This window comes from Actinomadura oligospora ATCC 43269 (assembly GCF_000518265.1).
In the GTDB taxonomy this organism is placed as follows: domain Bacteria; phylum Actinomycetota; class Actinomycetes; order Streptosporangiales; family Streptosporangiaceae; genus Spirillospora; species Spirillospora oligospora.
Map to the genome: position 1 here is coordinate 42,699 of NZ_JADG01000024.1, position 17,319 is coordinate 60,017.

The window sequence follows — 17,319 nt, forward strand, 5'->3', positions numbered from 1 at the left end:
CCGGCACGCTCAATGTAGTCCGCGATGGCGAGCGCGCCCGGATTGCGGTGCGCGCCCCGACCGTCCCCGTGAAATGCGAACGAGCCGCCGCGCCCGCGGACGCCGCCCGACCCCGCACGGAGGGGGGTCGGCGGCGTGCCACACGGAACGCGGCGGCTCGATCGGAACGCTTAGCGCTTGCTGTACTGCGGCGCCTTGCGGGCCTTCTTGAGACCGGCCTTCTTGCGCTCGGTCGCCCGCGCGTCACGGGTGAGGAACCCGGCCTTCTTCAGCGCCGGGCGGTGCTCGATGTTGGCGAACTGGAGCGCCCGGGAGATGCCGAGGAGCAGGGCGCCGGCCTGGCCGGTGGTGCCACCGCCGTTGACCCGGCAGATCACGTCGAACTGGTTCTCCAGACCCAGCAGCACGAACGGCGAGTTCACGATCTGCTGGTGGACCTTGTTCGGGAAGTACTGGTCCAGGGTGCGGCCGTTGATGGTCCACTTGCCCGAGCCCGGGACGATGCGGACGCGCGCGATGGCCTCTTTGCGGCGGCCGGTGGCGGCCGCGGGGCCGGTGGCGACGGGCTGGCCCAGGAGGCCGGCCTCGGCCTCGGGGGTCTCCGTCGAGTACTCGGACGGCGCGTCCTCGTACGAGTCGTACTCGACGCCCTCGGCGGGCGTCTCAATGCCGGTCTCGGACACTGTTCTCCTCATGAAGTCTTCTAGCCAGGGCGGCTGGCCCGCGTGATCCCACGGGTGCCCCGGCGGCCACGGTTCTGGTGAGCCGCACCCGGAGGCGCGGCCGGGGTGTTACTGGGAGACCTGGGTGATCTCGAACGGAACCGGCTTCTGCGCGGCGTGCGGGTGGTTCGGGCCTGCGTAGACCTTCACCTTGCCGAGCATCTGACGGCCGAGGGTGTTCTTGGGCAGCATGCCCTTGATCGCCTTCTCGACGGCCTTCTCCGGGTGCTTCGCGAGCAGGTCCGCGTAGGACATGGAGCGGAGGCCGCCCGGGTACCCCGAGTGCCGGTAGGCGCGCTTGTTCTGGAGCTTGTTGCCCGTCAGCGCCACCTTGTCGGCGTTGATGATGATGACGAAGTCACCGGTGTCGAGGTGCGGCGCGTAGATCGGCTTGTGCTTACCCCGGAGCAGCTGCGCGGCCTGGCTCGCGAGCCGGCCCAGCACGACGTCGGTCGCGTCGATGACATGCCACTGACGCTGAACGTCAGCGGGCTTTGGGGTGTACGTGCGCACGGTCGTAGACCTTCGTTTCTAGTCGACTGGCGGTTGATCTCGCCCGGCCCCCGCGGATCGCGGGACGGGCGTGCCGCGCGGTTGCGATCGCCGCCCGCCCATGAGGTCGGGCACGCAATACAGCGACTGGGCAGCATATCCAGCCACGCGGGCACGGGTCAAAGCGAGGCCGCTACACGGTGCTCACGCTGCGCTCTCACATGCTCGTTCGTCAACCGCCGACGGCTACTTTCCCGGCCATCCTCCAGTATGCACCATCCCCCCGCGTGCCCCGAACCCGTCCCGGTTCCAGCACCCGCGTGGACGACCGGCCCGCCGCCCTATTCCGCCTGATCACGGCCCGTCCGGGGAGATCATCAGAGAGGTGATCCACGACTAATGCCCCATATATGGATAAGGTGCCGCCCGTCCGGTCACCCTCGCCGGCAGCGCGCCGGCCCGGCCCCCAGGAGCCCACGATGCGCCCTCCCCGCCGCGCCTCCCGCTCGTCCCGTCCCCGAGATCCCCGGGCGGGCGACCCGCACCGGGACGGTCCAGGACGCCACGCGTCCGGCGGTCCCACACCAGGCGGCCCCTTCCCCGGCGATCCGGGCCCCGGCTACGGCCCCGGCCCCGGCGACGGGGCCTTCGCCTCGTCCGATCCGTACCGGTTCGGCCCACCCGACGGCGGAGCCCCCGACCGGTTCGCGCCTCCCGCGGGCCCGCGTCCGCTGGAGCACGAACGGCACCGTCCGACCGACGCCGAGGCCGCGCGAGCCCACGGCCCCGGGCCGGGCGGCGACGGCCGTCCGATGGACGCCACCAGGGCCTACGTCCCCGAGGAGGGCGACCGGCTCGCCTACTCCCCCACCGGACGCACCGAGTACTCCCCCGCGGGCCCTGAGGGTCCCGGCGGTCCGGGCGGCCCCGGCGGACGCGACTTCTGGGCGTCCCCGCCCGGCGGCGGCCCGAGCCGCAGGCGCCGGACGCCGCTGATCATCGCGGGAGCGGCCGGGGCGATGGCCCTCGTCGTGGGCGCGGGCGTCGCCGTGAGCCAACTCACCTCGGACGACGGCAAGCGCGAGCCGACGGCGGCCGCCGGCCCGGACGGCGCGGTCGGCGGCCAGGGCGGCACGCAGCCGGACACCACACCCAGTGACACCCCGTCCCGGACGCCGTCCAAGACCCCCAGCAGGACGCCCAAGGCGAAGCCGAGCTCCAAGAAGCCCAGCAGCTCGAGGCCCTCGTCCAGCAAGCCGGGCGGGACGTCCGGAAGCGGCTCGGGCTCGTCCCCCAGCAAGACGGGCGGCGGAAGCGGCTCCGGATCGGGGTCGGGGTCCGGCGGAAGCGGCGGTTCCGGCGGCGGAGGCGGCACGACCGCGTCCGAGACGGCCGTCCTCAAGATCACCAACCAGCAGCGCGCGAAGGCGGGATGCTCCCCGCTGCGGTACGACGCGCGCCTCGCCCGCGCCGCCCGCCTGCACTCGCAGGACATGGCCGCGCACAACTACTTCAGCCACGACTCCCGGAACGGCGACAGCCCCTGGGACCGGATCGAGCGCCAGGGCTACACCCAGCCGGGCGCCGAGAACATCGCCAAGGGCTACGCGGACGCCGCCGCGGTCATGAAGGGCTGGATGAACAGTCCCGGACACCGCGCCAACATCCTGAACTGCGGCCTGAAGGCCCTCGGCGTCGGCCGCGCGAACGGCCCCTCCGGCCCCCTCTGGACGCAGGACTTCGGCTGGAAGTGAGCCTTTCCGGACGTCGCGTGAGCTTCCCGAAATCGGCGGCGTCCGGTTCGCCCCCATGTCATGGTGGGTGTGCCGATGGGTCCAGACCCCTGAGTCGAGAACGGTAGGGTCCAGCCATGGGTTACCCCGGTGACACAGGCGAAAACGGCGGCTGGCCTCAGGAGCAGCCGCCGCGACAGCCCCACGGTCCCGGCGGCGCGGGCTCCGCGCCGGTCTCGTGGGATGACGACCAGAACCGGTTCGCCCCCGGTTCCTTCGGCGCGCCCCCGGGCGGTCTGACGAACGAGCCGCCACGCGCCGCCTCCGGCCACGGCGACCCGAACGGCACGGCCGCGCTCGGCGACCCGAACGGCACCGCCGCTCTCGGCGAGCCGCCCTCGTTCGGCGGCTCCGGGCAGGGCTTCGGCGGAGCGGGCCACGACGATCAGGGCGCCGCCTTCGGCGGTCCCCAGCAGGGCTTCGGCGAGCAGCAGCACGGCTTCGCCGCCGGCAACGGCTTCGGCGGCCCGGACGGTCCGGGCGGCTCCGAACCCGGCAACGGCTTCGGAGGCGGCGGATTCGACCAGGGCGGCGGGTTCGACCAGCACGTGGCCGGGCCTCCCCCGGGCGCGAAGAAGAAGAGCAAGCTGCCGCTGATCATCGGCGGCGCGGCCGTGGCCGGCATCGTGCTCATCGGCGGCGGTGTCGCCGCCGCGTCCATGTTCAAGGACGACCCCAAGCCGAAGAAGAAGACGACGACGGCGGCCACGACCGCGCCGAAGGCGTCGTCCACGCCGTCCCCCACCCCCTCGCAGACCCTCAGCCCGGTGAAGCTCAAGACCCGGGCCACCGATCCCAGCCCGCTGACCCTGAAAGAGGTCTTCGGCAAGTCGTCCTTCTCGGGCGCGGGCGAGAAGTACAAGCGGACCGGCTGGAACGCCTCCAAGGGCTGCACCGGCGCGGTCGGCGGCACGGCCCTGACCTCTCAAGTGAAGAAGGGCGGCTGCTCCCAGGTGCTCCGCGCCACCTACACGCGCGGCGACGGCAAGCTCATCGGCACCGTCGGAGTTTTCAACCTCAAGACCGAGACCGCGGCCAAGGCGGCGGTGCGGGCGGCGGCCGCCAAGGACGCCTACCTCAAGCCGCTGCCGGGCTCCGGCAACACCAGAAAGATCGGCACCGGGCTCGCCCTCGGCACCGCCGAGGCACAGGGCCACTACCTGGTCATGACCTGGGTGCAGCGCCCGGACGGCAAGAAGATCGCCGACAGCGCGCACAAGGACGTCTCCGACTTCGGCCAGCAGGTGATCAAGAGCAGCGGCCTGTCGGTGGCGCTGCACTTCCGGGAGACCGAGGGCAAGCCCCTCCGGAGCTGATCGGCACGAGGACTCTGAACCCCCATGCCTGAACCTGACGAGATCCGCCCCGCCGAGGCGGCGGCGGACCCCGCCCCCTCCACGCCCCCGAGCTTCGGCCATGACGAGCCGGCGCGCGCGGACGGCGAACTGCGCATCCCGACCCCGTTCCGGCTCCAGGCCCCCTGGTGGGCCGCCGAGTCCACCGACTCGGACGAGCCGGAACCCGACGATTCCGCCAAGGCCGGGGCCGCCAAGGCCGAGGCCGCCAAGGGCCCCGGCGCCGGAACCCCGGCGCCCCCGACGACCCCCGCGCCCGACGACCGGCTCGTCGCCGGCCAGGGCGCCCCCGGCGCCGACTCGCGCCGGGCCGTCCCCCGCCCCAAGCCCCGACCCGCCCGGGACACCGTCCCGGACGGCACTCCCATCCACCGCCCGACCAACCAGCCCGGCGGCACCGGCCCCCAGCCCACGCCTCCGGCCCAGCAGCCCACGCCTCCGCCTGCCCGGCAGCCGAACGGCACCGGCCCGCCGCCCGTCCCCGGAACACCGCAGACAGGCGGCGGCACCGGGCCGCAACCCATCCCCGGAGCGGCTCAGTCCGGTGGCACGGGGCCTCTTCCCACGCCCAACGGCACCCCGCCCGTCGGCCCGACCGGCACGGGGCCGCTGCCCGTGGTGGACGCCGCGCCGCAGGGTGCGGACGCATCGTCCGGTGCGATGCCGCTGGCCGCGCCGGTCGCCCCCGAGGCGGCGGCGCTGGAGGCGAACACCGACAGCCGGTCGTCCGGGCCCGTCCTCACGCCGGACGCGATCCTCCCGCCAGGAGTGACGCTGCCACCCGCGGTCGTGCTGCCGCCCGCCGAGAAGGTCGTCAGGGACACCCCGAAGCCGGACGCGCCCGACCAGCACGCCCCGAAACCGGATATCCCCCTGCAGGACGGGCGGGCCACGGCCGCCGACATGCCGGTCGTCCGCCCGACGCCCCGGCCCGTCCCGAACGCGGCCCCTCCGACCACCCCGCCGGACGCCACCGCACCCCACCAGCCATTCCCGGGCCCGAACACCCCGAACGCTGCGAACGATGGCAACACCGGCCCTCAGCCGTTCCCGCCCGGTCCGCTGGGCGACGGCCCCAAGGGGACCCCGGCGAACCGGAAGCGGCTGCTCATCGGCGGCGGCATCGCGGCGGCGATCGTCGCGATCTGCGGGATCGCCGTCGCCGGAGCGGTCTCAGGGGACGCCGGCGGAAAGGCCAAGACCAAGCCCAAGCACAAGCAGACGGCCGCGCCCGGACAGCCCGGCTCGCCGTCGCCGGGCGGTCCCGTCCGCCACCCCGTGGACATCAACAGCGAGAAGAGCGACCCGAAGCCGCTCGCGCTGACCGAGGTGTTCCCGGCCCCGACGATCCAGCTGGCCGGGCGCACCTTCCAGCGCGACCGCTCGTCGGTCAACCACCAGTGCGGCCTCACCGCGCGCGGCTCGATGGCCCAGGCGCTCGCGCACGACGGCTGCCGCGCCGTCGTCCGGGTGACGTTCGTCAGCGGCGACAAGAAGTTCGCCGTCACCAGCGGCGTGGCCGTCCTGCCGAACCACGACGCGGCCCTGAAGGTGAGCCGGGCCGGGAACCCGGGCAAGTACGAGTGGTTCCGCGGCCTCACCGGTCCGCACGCCCCCGACATCGACGGCACGGGCGGTTACGCCGCGGCCACTGTTCGAGGCCGCTACGTCGCCTATGCGTACGCGACCTACACCGACGGAACCCGCATCACGCCCCAGGACACCCAGATCAAGGGCCTGGCGCAGCAGTTCCTCGACTACGGCACCCAGGCCCTGGACGCCCGCGCCCGAGGCTGACCGCCCCCGACGAACAAAACGTGCCCGGTGCCGAAATGGCACCGGGCACGTCACGTTGAACGGGTTCCAAGCGACCCGGACGATCAGCGGAACATCATCCAGACTCGACAGGCCCACCGACCAGGCACAGGTTCAGGTCGGCGTCGGCTCAGCCGGACAGCGTCCGGACGCGACGGGTCTGCTGGGCGCGCAGGGCCAGGTCCGCGTCGTCCGGGTAGGAGATCTCCTCCAGCGAGAGGCCGTGGGCCGGGGCGACGTTCACCGCCGAGTCGCGCACCCGGGCGCCCAGGACCTCGGCGGGCCACTCAATCGCGCGCCGTCCGTCGCCGACCACCAGCATCGCGCCGACCAGGGCCCGGACCATGGAGTGGCAGAAGGCGTCGGCCTTCACCGTGGCGACCGCGAGGTGCTTCCCCTCACGGTTCCACTCGAAGATCTGGAGTTCGCGGATGGTCGTCGCGCCCTCGCGCTTGCGGCAGAACGCCGCGAAGTCGTGCTCGCCGAGCATCAGCCTCGTGGCGGCGTTCATCCGGTCGATGTCGAGCGGACGCGGGTGCCACAGGACGTCGTGGCGGCGCAGCGGGTCCACGCCGACGGGGTCGTCGCAGACGCGGTAGGCGTAGCGGCGGGACAGCGCGGAGAAGCGCGCGTCGAAGCCCTCGGGAGCGGTCGTGACGCGCCAGACGCGCACGTCCGGCGGTAGCAGGCCGGCGAGCCGGCGTGGCAGCGTGCCGTTGATCGCCGAGTAGGCGGCGACCGGGACCACCACGTGCGCGACCTGGCCGCGCGCGTGCACGCCCGCGTCGGTGCGTCCGGCGACGGTGAGCACCGGGGGCGGGTCGAGGCGCAGGACCCGGGCGAGCGCGTCCTCGATCACGCCCTGGACGGTGCGCTGACCCGGCTGCCGCGCCCAGCCCGCGAAGTCCGACCCGTCGTAGCCGATGTCGAGCCGGAGTCGTACGAGAGCGGTCATCGGTGCCGGGGGTTCCTTGTCGTGAGCGTCGGCCATAGCGCGTCCCAACCGTCGTCGCCTGTGCCGCCGGAGTGGACGGCCGGCGCCGGCCGGTCGCCGTCCGGTGGCGTTCCCCAGTGCATCATCGCCCCCCTGACCATGTGATCCAGTCTCTCAAAGATCAGGCCCGCCGTCCCGTAGGGGGACGGCGGGCCCTCACATGTCGAGCGAGAAAGATCCCCGGAGGGTCCTTACTCCGCGCTCTCCTCGGCCGCGGCCTCGGCCGGGGCCTCCGCCGGAGCGGCGGTGGCCGGACGGGTCGAGCCCGACACCGGCTCGGTCACCAGCTCGATGACCGCCATGGGGGCGTTGTCGCCCTTGCGCGGCCCGACCTTGGTGATCCGGGTGTAGCCACCGGGACGCTCGGCCATGGCCGGAGCGATCTCGGTGAACAGGACGTGCAGGACGCCCTTGTCGCGGATCGTCTTGGCCGCGAGGCGACGGTTGTGCAGGTCGCCCTTCTTGGCCTTGGTGATCAGCTTCTCCGCCAGCGGGCGCAGGCGGCGGGCCTTGGCCTCGGTGGTGGTGATGCGGCCGTGCTCGAACAGCGAGGTCGCCAGGTTCGCCAGGATCAGCTTCTGGTGAGCCGCGCTGCCGCCCAGACGGGCGCCCTTGGTGGGCTGAGGCATGGTCGTTCCCTTCTTGCACCGGCCGGTTCAGGAACCGGTGGCAAATCTCCGCGCCGGCCGTACGAGGTACCGGCGACGGGTCATTCGGACGTGTTAACGGTATGCCGGGATCAGTACTGCTCGGTCTCGGCGTAGCCACCGTCGTCGTCGCCGTAGTTGTCGGCGGCGGCGGACGGGTCGAACCCGGGCGGGGAGTCCTTCAGCGAGAGGCCCATGTCGTTGAGCTTCTGCTTGACCTCCTCGATGGACTTCGCACCGAAGTTGCGGATGTCCAGGAGGTCCTGCTCGCTGCGGGCCACCAGCTCGCCCACGGAGTGGATGCCCTCGCGCTTGAGGCAGTTGTAGGAGCGGACCGTGAGGTTCAGCTCCTCGATCGGCAGGGCCAGGTCCGCGGCCAGCGCGGCGTCCGTCGGGGACGGGCCCATGTCGATGCCCTCGGCCTCGACGTTGAGCTCCCGGGCCAGGCCGAACAGCTCGACGAGGGTCTTGCCGGCGGAGGCCACCGCGTCGCGCGGCAGCATCGCGGCCTTGGTCTCCACGTCCAGGATGAGGCGGTCGAAGTCGGTGCGCTGCTCGACTCGGGTCGCCTCGACCTTGTAGGTGACCTTCAGCACGGGCGAGTAGATGGAGTCGATCGGGATCCGGCCGATCTCCTGGCCCGGCTGCTTGTTCTGGGCGGCCGAGACGTAGCCGCGGCCGCGCTCGACCGTCAGCTCCATCTCCAGCTTGGCCTTGTTGTTCAGCGTGGCGATGTGCAGGTCCGGGTTGTGGACCTCCACGCCCGCCGGCGGCGCGATGTCGGCCGCGGTGACCTCGCCGGGGCCCTGCTTGCGCAGGTACATGACCACCGGCTCGTCGTGCTCGGACGAGACGACGAGCTCCTTGAGGTTCAGGATGATGTCGGTGACGTCCTCCTTCACCCCCGGGACGGTGGAGAACTCGTGCAGGACGCCCTCGATCCGGATGCTGGTGACAGCGGCTCCGGGGATGGACGACAGCAGGGTGCGGCGGAGCGAGTTGCCGATCGTGTAGCCGAAGCCCGGCTCCAGCGGCTCGATGGTGAACCGCGACCGGTACTCGTCGACCTGCTCCTCGGTGAGGGTGGGACGCTGAGCGATGAGCATGGGTGTTCCTTCTTTCCGCGGTGCCCGCTATATGACGACCGCAGTGGAGTTCTTCCCTGTCCGCCGCCCGGCCACGCGTGCGCGCGGACGGACGGCGAGACGAACGGGCGCCCGCCGTGAGGCGGAAGCCCCGGCCCCCGCCTTCGGCGGAGGCCGATGATCTCCGCCGAAGGCGGAAACCCGTCGGCCCCGCCCGGCGGCGAGGGCCACGAGGGCCCCGCCGCCGGGCGGGGCCCGGTGGGCTCGCGAGAGCCCGGTGGACCCGTGAGGGCCCGGTGAGCCCCTACTTGGAGTAGAGCTCGACGATCAGCTGCTCCTGGACGGGAGCGTCGATCTGCTGGCGGACCGGCAGCGAGTGCACGAAGATGCGCATCCGCTCGGCGTCCAGGCCCAGCCAGGCCGGAACCGTACGCTCGCCGGCCTCGGCCTTGGCGACCTGGAACGGCGTCATCTCCAGGGACTTGGCCTTGACGTCCACGATGTCGGCCTCGGAGACGAGGAAGCTCGGGATGTCGACCTTCTTGCCGTTGACCCGGATGTGACCGTGCCGGATCAGCTGGCGCGCCATGTCGCGGGACTTGGAGAAGCCCGCGCGGTACACGACGTTGTCCAGGCGGCGCTCCAGCAGCGAGAGCAGGTTGTCACCCGTCTTGCCCTGCTGGCGGTTGGCCTCGACGTAGTAGTTCGAGAACTGCCGCTCAAGCACGCCGTAGATGCGCTTGGCCTTCTGCTTCTCACGAAGCTGGAGCAGGTACTCGGTCTCCTTCGGACGACCGCGACCGTGCTCACCCGGCGGGTAGGGACGGATCTCGATCGGGCACTTCGGGCCCTCGCACTTGCTGCCCTTGAGGAACAGCTTCATCTTCTCGCGGCGGCAGAGCTTGCAGTCCGCACCGGTGTAACGAGCCATTGTTCTGTGATCTCCCCTACGGTGCTCAGACCCGGCGACGCTTCGGCGGGCGGCAGCCGTTGTGCGGAACGGGCGTGACGTCCTGGATCGAACCCACCTCGAGGCCGGTGGCCTGGAGGGAGCGGATCGCGGTCTCACGGCCCGACCCCGGACCCTTGACGAACACGTCGACCTTGCGCATCCCGTGCTCCATCGCGCGCCGGGCGGCGGCCTCGGCGGCCTGCTGCGCGGCGAACGGGGTGGACTTGCGGGAGCCCTTGAAGCCGACGTGGCCGGACGAGGCCCAGGAGATCACGTTCCCGTTCGGGTCGGTGATCGAGACGATGGTGTTGTTGAACGTGCTCTTGATGTGGGCGTGCCCGTGAGCGACGTTCTTCTTTTCCTTGCGGCGCACCTTCTTCGCGCCGACACGGCTCTTGGGAGGCATCTCTGCTCTCTTCCTGTGAGGTCGTCGATCCGTCCGGGACGGATGAGTCCCGACGGACTACTACTTCTTGCCGGCCTTCTTCTTGCCGGCCACGGTCTTCTTCTTGCCCTTGCGGGTACGCGCGTTCGTCTGCGTCCGCTGACCGTGCACGGGCAGACCGCGGCGGTGCCGGATGCCCTGGTAGCAGCCGATCTCGATCTTGCGGCGGATGTCGGCCTGGATCTCGCGACGGAGGTCACCCTCGGTCTTGTAGTTGGCTTCCATCCAGTCGCGCAGCTTCACCAGGTCGTCGTCGGTGAGCTGGTGGACGCGGGTGTCCGGGTTGACGCCGGTCTGAGCCAGCGTCTCCTGGGCCCGGGTGCGACCGATGCCGAAGATGTAGGTGAGAGCGATCTCCACGCGCTTGTCGCGCGGGAGGTCGACGCCGAGGAGGCGTGCCATCTCTGGCGGTTCCCTTCGTATGCGGAGGTGTTCGGCGCATCGCGTCCGCACACACCCGACACTCGTTCGGGTGGCGGCCCCGGCCTCCGTCCGGGGGTGGCCCCTTCACACGACGGTGCCGCACGACCCGATCTTGGTGGACCGGAACCGTACGGCGACCACGTGCGAAGGCTGCGATGCGTGGATCAGTTGTTGAACGTCAGCCCTGACGCTGCTTGTGGCGCGGGTCGGAGCAGATGACCATGACCCGGCCGTGCCGGCGGATGACGCGGCACTTGTTGCAGATCTTCTTGACGCTCGGCTTGACCTTCACTGGGTCTCCTATTGATCAGGGTCACCCGGGTGCCGCCACACACCCGAGAGGCAACCCCAGTGATTACTTGTAGCGGTAGACGATCCGACCGCGCGTGAGGTCGTAGGGGCTCAGCTCCACGACGACGCGGTCGTCCGGCAGGATCCGGATGTAGTGCATCCGCATCTTGCCGCTGATGTGGGCGAGCACCTTGTGCCCGTTGTCCAGCTCAACCCGGAACATGGCGTTCGGGAGGGACTCGATGACGGTGCCCTCGATCTCGATGGCGCCTTCCTTCTTGGGCATGTCCTCCGCGCTTCGCTGATCGGCTCATTGGACGCGGCCCGCGTCGCCCCCGCTCACGTCATGAAGATCTGACAGACCGACGACGGAGTGGAGAACCCGGCCGCACCCAGGCCGAGACGCACACGGGCATCAAGGCAGAGATTCACGGCGGCCGAACACGGACCGACACAAGAGTGTACGTCACCGGGCGGTGGAACGCGAAATCATCCCATGACCCGGCACCGGATACTGCTCCCGACACAAGCATACAGCGCTCGCGCGTTGTACCTTTCCAGGAGGACCAACGACCAGGGGAGGACGGATGCCGAGCTATGACTTCGCGCTGATCCTCAGCCGTCCCCTCTACGAGGAGGAGCTGGACCCCCTCTTCGACCGCACCCACGGTCAGGTCACCGTCTCCATCATCACCGAGCCCCAGCACGCCGGACGGCCCGGCAACGCCACCGCCTCCTGGCACGCCACCACGCTCGCCGAGGCGGTCATGCAGGTCGTCGCCCACCTGGAGGACGCGGCGCCCGGGCTGCACGTCCGGCAGGTCGAGGCCGACCCGCTGCTGACCATCCGGGACATCTCCGAACGCGTCCGCCGGTCCGTCGAGTCGGTCCGGCTGTCGATCACGGGCGCGCGGGGACCGGGCGGCTTCCCGGCCTCGGAGATGTCCACCGGCGGGCACCGGCTCTGGCGCTGGTCCAAGATCGCGGCCTGGTACGACATCGAGGACCCGCAGCTCCGGGAGGCCCGTCCCACCACCCAGGCCATCAACGGCTGGCTCGCGCTCCGAGACGTGGTGCCGGACATCGCCCCCGCCCCGGAGGCCGTCACGTCGGCGCTCAGCGCCGTCCTCACCCACGTGGCCTGACGCCCCGGGACGCCGCCCCCGGGCGGTCAGGCTCCCGGCATGGAGGCCAGGTCGGCGGTCCGGTAGGCCGCCGCGAACGTCGCGTAGACGATGAGATTGTCGTCATACGCGCGCCTGAGGTGGTCGTACCGTCCGGCGCAGGTGATCAGCCTCAGCTCGGGGACGGCTCCGGCCAGCAGCACCCGCCCCACGGGGAACCGGCGTTTCGGCACCTGCTCGGCGCGGGTCATGCGGAACACCGCGACCGTGCCGTCCGTCCTGGCGACGCCGATGATGTCCCCTGGACGCAGCTCGTCCAGGCGGGCGAAGACCGCCGGGCCGGACGTGGTGTCCAGGTGGCCGAGCAGCAGCGCCGCGCCCGGTTCGCCCGGACTGGGCCCGGACGCGAACCAGCCCGCACGCTCCGGATCGGACGTCGGCGGCGCCTGGATCAAGCCGGACGGATCCCGTCCGACGCGTCCGAGCGGGGCGGACACCTCGATCCGCGGGATCAGCAGCCGCGTCGGGACGGCGTGCGCCAAGGCCGCGCGCAGGGGAGCCGGAGCCCCAGCCCCGCTCGGCGGGACGAACTCGGGAAGCGCGAGCATTGCGCGATCACGGCGTCCGAGCGCGCAGCCGAAGGCGGGCCGGGGCACCCTCGGCACGGCCGTCAGGACGCAGCGTGCACGTCGGCGGTGCCGCCTCGGACACCGCCTAGGCATCAACCCTCCACCGCTCCCGCAGGGCCCACCAGAGGCCGCCAAGGGCCCCTCCGACCAGCGCGGACCCCCGCCCGAGCGGAATGTCGGCGTGCGCTCGCCCATCACGGGACGTCGGCCAGCCTCCGCCGGCCGCCTGCCCATGCGACTCGGCCACCAGGTCGAACACCGTCATCGCCGGGTACCGCGAGGCAGGGCGGGCCGGGGAGTCCGGGACCGGCCAGGACGGGGAGATCTGGGGGCACGGAGGGTGAGCACTCTCTGTCTGACGAGGCCCGCTGCGGTGATGTTCGCGTGGAGGAGCCTGTGCCAGCGCGTCCAGCCGGACGGACTCCCCCGGGGACGCGTCGGACCTCGCCCCGGGGTCGGCGCAGTTCGGCGGGGCTATGATCGTGAGCGTCCGTCCTGCCCGAAGGTGTCCCTTCCACGGCTTCAGCGTCACCCCATCGTCCGCGCACGCGGCCGGGGCGGCGGCCAGCCCGGTCAGGAGCGGCGCGGCCGGGTGCGGAGCACGGGCAGGCGCCGCACGCCTGCCGGGCCGCTGGAAGGGCATGGTCTCCCCCACCGGTCCCGGGGTCGGACGGAACCGATGATCATTTTTTGCCCGGCCACCTCGACAGGCCGGTCAACCGGGCACAAAGATCAGGCAAGCGCTCCCCTCCGGCGTGGACGCCGTGGGCGGGCGGCGGCCGGGCGTGCGAACCGGTCCGGTCCGTGGTTCGCTTGGAGGAGGGGGAGGATCAATGGCGATCATTGCGCAGCTCAGCGACATCCATCTGGCGGTCGGCCGGGACGGCGAGGTGGACGACGGCTCGGGGCCGGTCCGCTCGCTGCGCGCCGCGGTGTCCAGCCTGCTGGCGCTGCCCGCCCGGCCGGACGCGGTGGTCCTGACCGGCGATCTGGCCGACGGCGGCCGTCCGGCGGAGTACGCCCGGCTGCACGCCCTGCTGTCCCCGCTGCCGATGGCCGTCTATCCGCTTCCCGGCAACCACGACGACCGCGACGCGCTGCGGCACGCCTTCCGCGACCACCCGGCCGTCGCGAACAGCGGCGGCCCGGGCGCGCCCGTCCAGTACGCCGTGGACGTCGCCGGAACCCGGCTGATCTGCTGCGACACCACGATCCCCGGCTCGGCGTCCGGTGAGCTCGACGTGGAACGGCTGGCCTGGCTGGACGCGACGCTCGCCGAGCAGCCGACCGTCCCGACCGTGATCGCCACGCACCACCCGCCGTACCCGATCGGCATCCGGTTCATCGACGACATGGCCCTGGCGGGCACCGAGGGCCTCGCCGAGATCCTCAAGCGGCACCGCCAGGTCGTCCGTGTGATCAGCGGGCACGTGCACCGCAGCTCGGTCGGCTCCCTCGCCGGGACGGTCTGCGCCACCACGTCCAGCACCTACCGGCAGCTGTTCCTCGACCTCACCCGCCCGGGACGAGCCGCCCTCACCGGCGAGCCCGCGGGCTTCGCGATCCACCGGATCGAGGGCGAGTCGGCCGTCACGCACTTCGTCCCGACGGGCAACTACCGCCCGCTGATGGAGGTCGACTGAACCCGGGCCGAACCCCAGGAACGCCGAGGAGGCCCGCCGGAATCCGGCGGGCCTCCTCGCTTCTCAAGCCGGCGTGTTCGCCGGCACCAGGGACTAGCGCTTGCCGTCGCCCTGCCCGAACAGGCTCCGGACCAGCAACATCACGCCCCACGGACCGGCGATCCAGAGCCACCACGGGTACGGGACGACCGGCGAGGTGATCGCGACGATCGCCCAGATGGCGACGTTCAGCCCCACGACGACCGCCCAGGCGCTCCACATCGCGCGCGTCCCGTACCAGACCGACCCGCTCCGCGCGGGCGGCGCTACGGTCGTGCGCTGGTAGGCCGGGATCGGGCGGTTGTGCAGGTCGGCCTCGGGCAGGTCGGAGGTCACCCGCTCCAGGTCGCCCATGGTCCTGGCCGTGTAGGTCGCCTCCAGGCGCTCCTCGAGCTCGGCCATGGTGAGCCGGCCGTCGGCCATGTGCTCACGCAGACTGGCGGCGACCCGGTCCCGGTCGGCGTCCGAGGCTCGGATATCAGGATTGGGCGCCATGGCGACCCCTTCGCGCGTGGTTCGGAGCGGTGGAGGGACGATCCACCGCTACCTCCCAGAGTGCCCAACGATTCGCGGTGCTCTCAAGGGAGCCAGGTTCACCTTCCCCCCGGTGCCCAGGACCACCCCGTCCGCGCGGCGGGTGAGGTCAGACGCCGAGCTTGGCGAACCACTCCCGGCCCTCGTCCAGCGCGGTCAGCACGCGCGGGCCCTCGGGCGTCACGGCGAAGGTGTGCTCGAAGTGCGCCGAGGCCCCGCCGTCCGTGGTGATCACGGTCCAGCCGTCCTCGAGCTCGGCGGTGTCCTTGGTGCCGAGGTTGACCATCGGCTCGACGGCGAAGCACATGCCCGCCTCCAGCACCGGGCCGTGGCCAGGGGCGCCGTGGTTCGGGATCAGCGGGTCCATGTGCATCTCGGTGCCGATGCCGTGGCCGCCGTAGCCCTCGACGATCCCGTACTCGCCCTCGGACCGGATGTGCTTCTCGATCGCGTGGGACATGTCGGTCAGCCGCGCGCCGACGATCCCGGCGGCCAGGCCGTGCCACATGGACGCCTCGGTCACCTCGAGCAGCTTCCGCAGCTCGGGAGTGATCTCCCCCACCGGGACGGTGATCGCCGAGTCGCCGTGCCAGCCCTCGACGATCGCGCCGCAGTCGATCGAGATGACGTCGCCGTCGTGCAGCGTCTTGTCCGGCCGCGGGATGCCGTGGACGATCTCCTCGTTGACCGAGGCGCAGATCGTGCCGGTGAACCCGTGGTAGCCCTTGAAGGACGGCACGCCGCCGTTGTCCCGGATGTGCTGCTCGGCCAGCCGGTCCAGGTCCAGCGTGGTGATGCCGGGCTTGACCGACTCGCGCAGCAGCTGCAGCGTGCGGCCGACCAGCAGGCCGGCCGCGCGCATGAGCTCGATCTGCTCGGGCGTCTTGATCTGGATGGCGGGCTTGCGCCTCTTGAACACTGTCACTCCCCCAGGGGCGGCCGGGGCCTCGGGGGGTGACCCGACTCCCGCCTACCCGGCGATCTACTTCTCGAACGGACGCAGCGCGTCCAGGGCCCGCCGGGTGACGTCCTCGACCGGTCCGGTCGCGTCGATTCCGCGCAGGATGCCCTCATCAGAATAGAACTGGACGAGCGGCGCGGTCTGTTCCGCGTAGACCTCCAGCCGGTGCCGGACGACCTCCTCGCGATCGTCGTCACGCTGGTAGAGCCGTCCGCCGCAGTCGTCGCAGACGTCGTCCCTCTTGTCGTCGAAGTCGACGTGCCAGATGCGGTTGCACTGCGAGCACTGCCGCCGCCCGGACAGCCGCCGGACGACCTCGTCCTCGTCCACGACGAGCTCGAGGACGACGTCCAGCCGGGTGTCCCACTCGGCGAGCATCTTCCTCAGGGTCTCGGCCTGCGGAACGTTGCGCGGGAACCCGTCGAGAAGGAAGCCGTCGAGGGCGTCCTCCTGCTGGAGCCGGTCGCGCACCATGTCGATGGTGACCTCGTCCGGCACCAGGTCGCCCCGGTCCATGTACTGCTTGGCCAGCGTGCCAAGCTCGGTGCGCTCATTGATGTTGGCGCGGAAGATGTCACCCGTCGAGATTTTCGGGATCGACTGGTGCGACGCGATGTGCTGGGCCTGCGTCCCCTTGCCCGCTCCGGGGGGACCCACGAGAACGATACGCATCTACCGCAGGAAGCCTTCGTAGTTGCGCTGCTGGAGCTGAGATTCGATCTGCTTCACGGTATCCAGTCCGACGCCGACGACGATCAGGATGCTCGTCCCGCCGAAGGGGAAGTCCTGCGTGGCGTTCAGCATCGCGAACGCCATCATCGGGATCAGCGCGACGAGCCCCAGGTAGAGCGCACCCGGAGTCGTGATCCGGGTCAGCACGTAGTCCAGATACTCGGCGGTCGGACGACCCGGACGGATACCCGGGATGAACCCACCATACTTCTTCATGTTGTCGGCGACCTCGGTGGGGTTGAAGGTGATCGCGACGTAGAAGTACGTGAAGAAGATGATGAACACGAAGAAGACGCCCATGTGCCAGGGGTTGTCCTGGTGCAGGTACGGCTGCAGCTTCTGCAGCCACTTCACATCCGGCCACAGCTGGGTCGCCAGCACCGGCAGGTACAGCAGCGAGGACGCGAAGATGACCGGGATGATGCCGGCCTGGTTGACCTTCAACGGAATGTAGGTCGAGGTCCCGCCGTACATCCGGCGTCCGACCATCCGCTTGGCGTACTGCACCGGGATCCGCCGCTGCGCCTGCTCCACGAACACCACACCGGCCATGATCGCCAAACCCACGGCGATCACCAGCGTGAACACGAACCCGCCCTTGGCCTTGTAGATCGACCAGAACTGGGTCGGGAACACCGCCACG

20 protein-coding genes are annotated in these 17,319 nt (G+C 71.2%); 5 read left to right on the top strand and 15 right to left on the bottom strand.

What is annotated here, in order from left to right:
- Window positions 1–170: 170 nt before the first annotated feature.
- Window positions 171–695, bottom strand: a complete 525-nt coding sequence (gene rpsI, locus P696_RS0130410; protein WP_084338429.1) for a 30S ribosomal protein S9 — start codon at window positions 693–695, stop codon at window positions 171–173.
- Between the two features lie 96 nt (window positions 696–791).
- Window positions 792–1,235, bottom strand: a complete 444-nt coding sequence (gene rplM / locus P696_RS0130415; protein WP_026415296.1) for a 50S ribosomal protein L13 — start codon at window positions 1,233–1,235, stop codon at window positions 792–794.
- 458 nt (window positions 1,236–1,693) lie between these two features.
- On the opposite strand from rplM, the gene P696_RS58430 reads away from it, so the two are divergent.
- The 3 genes from P696_RS58430 to P696_RS56360 all read left to right on the top strand — a co-directional run bounded on the left by P696_RS58430 (window position 1,694) and on the right by P696_RS56360 (window position 6,159).
- A complete protein-coding gene (locus tag P696_RS58430) occupies window positions 1,694–2,968 on the top strand; it encodes a CAP domain-containing protein (RefSeq protein ID WP_051468376.1) in 1,275 nt (424 codons plus the stop codon).
- A gap of 116 nt (window positions 2,969–3,084) precedes the next feature.
- Window positions 3,085–4,323: a hypothetical protein gene (locus P696_RS56355; protein ID WP_026415297.1), complete on the top strand. Its 1,239-nt coding sequence runs from the start codon at window positions 3,085–3,087 to the stop codon at window positions 4,321–4,323.
- Window positions 4,324–4,347: 24 nt separating this feature from the next.
- Window positions 4,348–6,159: a hypothetical protein gene (locus P696_RS56360; RefSeq protein WP_026415298.1), complete on the top strand. Its 1,812-nt coding sequence runs from the start codon at window positions 4,348–4,350 to the stop codon at window positions 6,157–6,159.
- A 148-nt stretch (window positions 6,160–6,307) separates the two neighbouring features.
- On the opposite strand, the gene truA is transcribed toward P696_RS56360, so the two are convergent.
- The 8 genes from truA to infA form a co-directional block, all read right to left on the bottom strand.
- Complete coding sequence (gene truA, locus P696_RS0130435) at window positions 6,308–7,132, bottom strand: tRNA pseudouridine(38-40) synthase TruA (protein ID WP_026415299.1); 825 nt, start codon at window positions 7,130–7,132, stop codon at window positions 6,308–6,310.
- Between the two features lie 230 nt (window positions 7,133–7,362).
- Window positions 7,363–7,800 carry a 50S ribosomal protein L17 gene (gene rplQ, locus P696_RS0130440; protein WP_026415300.1) on the bottom strand — a complete coding sequence of 146 codons (438 nt, stop codon included), beginning with the start codon at window positions 7,798–7,800 and terminating at the stop codon, window positions 7,363–7,365.
- 110 nt (window positions 7,801–7,910) lie between these two features.
- Window positions 7,911–8,924: a DNA-directed RNA polymerase subunit alpha gene (locus tag P696_RS0130445; RefSeq protein ID WP_026415301.1), complete on the bottom strand. Its 1,014-nt coding sequence runs from the start codon at window positions 8,922–8,924 to the stop codon at window positions 7,911–7,913.
- 283 nt (window positions 8,925–9,207) lie between these two features.
- A complete protein-coding gene (gene rpsD / locus P696_RS0130450; RefSeq protein ID WP_026415302.1) occupies window positions 9,208–9,834 on the bottom strand; it encodes a 30S ribosomal protein S4 in 627 nt (208 codons plus the stop codon).
- Window positions 9,835–9,859: 25 nt separating this feature from the next.
- Window positions 9,860–10,261 (bottom strand): 30S ribosomal protein S11, encoded by a 402-nt coding sequence (gene rpsK / locus P696_RS0130455; RefSeq protein WP_021596710.1) that lies wholly within the window; start codon window positions 10,259–10,261, stop codon window positions 9,860–9,862.
- Between the two features lie 60 nt (window positions 10,262–10,321).
- A complete protein-coding gene (rpsM, locus tag P696_RS0130460; protein WP_026415303.1) occupies window positions 10,322–10,702 on the bottom strand; it encodes a 30S ribosomal protein S13 in 381 nt (126 codons plus the stop codon).
- A gap of 199 nt (window positions 10,703–10,901) precedes the next feature.
- On the bottom strand, window positions 10,902–11,015 hold the full coding sequence (rpmJ, locus tag P696_RS0130465; protein WP_021596712.1) for a 50S ribosomal protein L36: 114 nt from the start codon (window positions 11,013–11,015) through the stop codon (window positions 10,902–10,904).
- Window positions 11,016–11,078: 63 nt separating this feature from the next.
- Window positions 11,079–11,300, bottom strand: a complete 222-nt coding sequence (gene infA / locus P696_RS0130470; protein WP_018657567.1) for a translation initiation factor IF-1 — start codon at window positions 11,298–11,300, stop codon at window positions 11,079–11,081.
- A 301-nt stretch (window positions 11,301–11,601) separates the two neighbouring features.
- Here infA and P696_RS0130475 point away from each other — a divergent pair, with 301 nt between their 5' ends.
- On the top strand, window positions 11,602–12,159 hold the full coding sequence (locus P696_RS0130475; protein WP_026415304.1) for a hypothetical protein: 558 nt from the start codon (window positions 11,602–11,604) through the stop codon (window positions 12,157–12,159).
- Window positions 12,160–12,185: 26 nt separating this feature from the next.
- On the opposite strand, the gene P696_RS49140 is transcribed toward P696_RS0130475, so the two are convergent.
- A complete protein-coding gene (locus tag P696_RS49140; protein WP_170026615.1) occupies window positions 12,186–12,803 on the bottom strand; it encodes a class F sortase in 618 nt (205 codons plus the stop codon).
- A 797-nt stretch (window positions 12,804–13,600) separates the two neighbouring features.
- Between P696_RS49140 and P696_RS0130485 the strand changes: the two genes are divergently transcribed.
- A complete protein-coding gene (locus tag P696_RS0130485) occupies window positions 13,601–14,410 on the top strand; it encodes a phosphodiesterase (protein ID WP_026415305.1) in 810 nt (269 codons plus the stop codon).
- Window positions 14,411–14,503: 93 nt separating this feature from the next.
- Here P696_RS0130485 and P696_RS0130490 read toward each other — a convergent pair whose 3' ends face one another.
- The 4 genes from P696_RS0130490 to P696_RS0130505 all read right to left on the bottom strand — a co-directional run.
- Entirely contained in the window at window positions 14,504–14,944 is a 441-nt protein-coding gene (locus P696_RS0130490; protein ID WP_026415306.1) for a DUF1707 SHOCT-like domain-containing protein, read from the bottom strand.
- A gap of 148 nt (window positions 14,945–15,092) precedes the next feature.
- Complete coding sequence (gene map, locus P696_RS0130495) at window positions 15,093–15,902, bottom strand: type I methionyl aminopeptidase (protein WP_026415307.1); 810 nt, start codon at window positions 15,900–15,902, stop codon at window positions 15,093–15,095.
- Window positions 15,903–15,965: 63 nt separating this feature from the next.
- The gene (locus P696_RS0130500; protein WP_026415308.1) at window positions 15,966–16,616 is read right to left on the bottom strand and encodes an adenylate kinase; all 651 of its coding nucleotides are present in this window, start codon (window positions 16,614–16,616) and stop codon (window positions 15,966–15,968) included.
- On the bottom strand, window positions 16,617–17,319 hold a 703-nt coding region (locus P696_RS0130505; RefSeq protein ID WP_026415309.1), incomplete at its 5' end, for a preprotein translocase subunit SecY. It abuts the gene before it with no gap.

Coding starts and splice junctions, on each gene's coding strand:
- rpsI (WP_084338429.1), bottom strand. CDS start 695: ATGAGGAGAACAGTGTCCGAGACCGGCATTGAGACGCCCGCCGAGGGC.
- P696_RS0130485 (WP_026415305.1), top strand. CDS start 13,601: ATGGCGATCATTGCGCAGCTCAGCGACATCCATCTGGCGGTCGGCCGG.
- rpsM (WP_026415303.1), bottom strand. CDS start 10,702: ATGGCACGCCTCCTCGGCGTCGACCTCCCGCGCGACAAGCGCGTGGAG.
- infA (WP_018657567.1), bottom strand. CDS start 11,300: ATGCCCAAGAAGGAAGGCGCCATCGAGATCGAGGGCACCGTCATCGAG.
- P696_RS56355 (WP_026415297.1), top strand. CDS start 3,085: ATGGGTTACCCCGGTGACACAGGCGAAAACGGCGGCTGGCCTCAGGAG.
- P696_RS58430 (WP_051468376.1), top strand. CDS start 1,694: ATGCGCCCTCCCCGCCGCGCCTCCCGCTCGTCCCGTCCCCGAGATCCC.
- rplQ (WP_026415300.1), bottom strand. CDS start 7,800: ATGCCTCAGCCCACCAAGGGCGCCCGTCTGGGCGGCAGCGCGGCTCAC.
- P696_RS0130445 (WP_026415301.1), bottom strand. CDS start 8,924: ATGCTCATCGCTCAGCGTCCCACCCTCACCGAGGAGCAGGTCGACGAG.
- truA (WP_026415299.1), bottom strand. CDS start 7,132: ATGACCGCTCTCGTACGACTCCGGCTCGACATCGGCTACGACGGGTCG.
- P696_RS0130490 (WP_026415306.1), bottom strand. CDS start 14,944: ATGGCGCCCAATCCTGATATCCGAGCCTCGGACGCCGACCGGGACCGG.
- rpsK (WP_021596710.1), bottom strand. CDS start 10,261: ATGCCTCCCAAGAGCCGTGTCGGCGCGAAGAAGGTGCGCCGCAAGGAA.
- P696_RS56360 (WP_026415298.1), top strand. CDS start 4,348: ATGCCTGAACCTGACGAGATCCGCCCCGCCGAGGCGGCGGCGGACCCC.
- P696_RS0130475 (WP_026415304.1), top strand. CDS start 11,602: ATGCCGAGCTATGACTTCGCGCTGATCCTCAGCCGTCCCCTCTACGAG.
- rpsD (WP_026415302.1), bottom strand. CDS start 9,834: ATGGCTCGTTACACCGGTGCGGACTGCAAGCTCTGCCGCCGCGAGAAG.
- P696_RS0130500 (WP_026415308.1), bottom strand. CDS start 16,616: ATGCGTATCGTTCTCGTGGGTCCCCCCGGAGCGGGCAAGGGGACGCAG.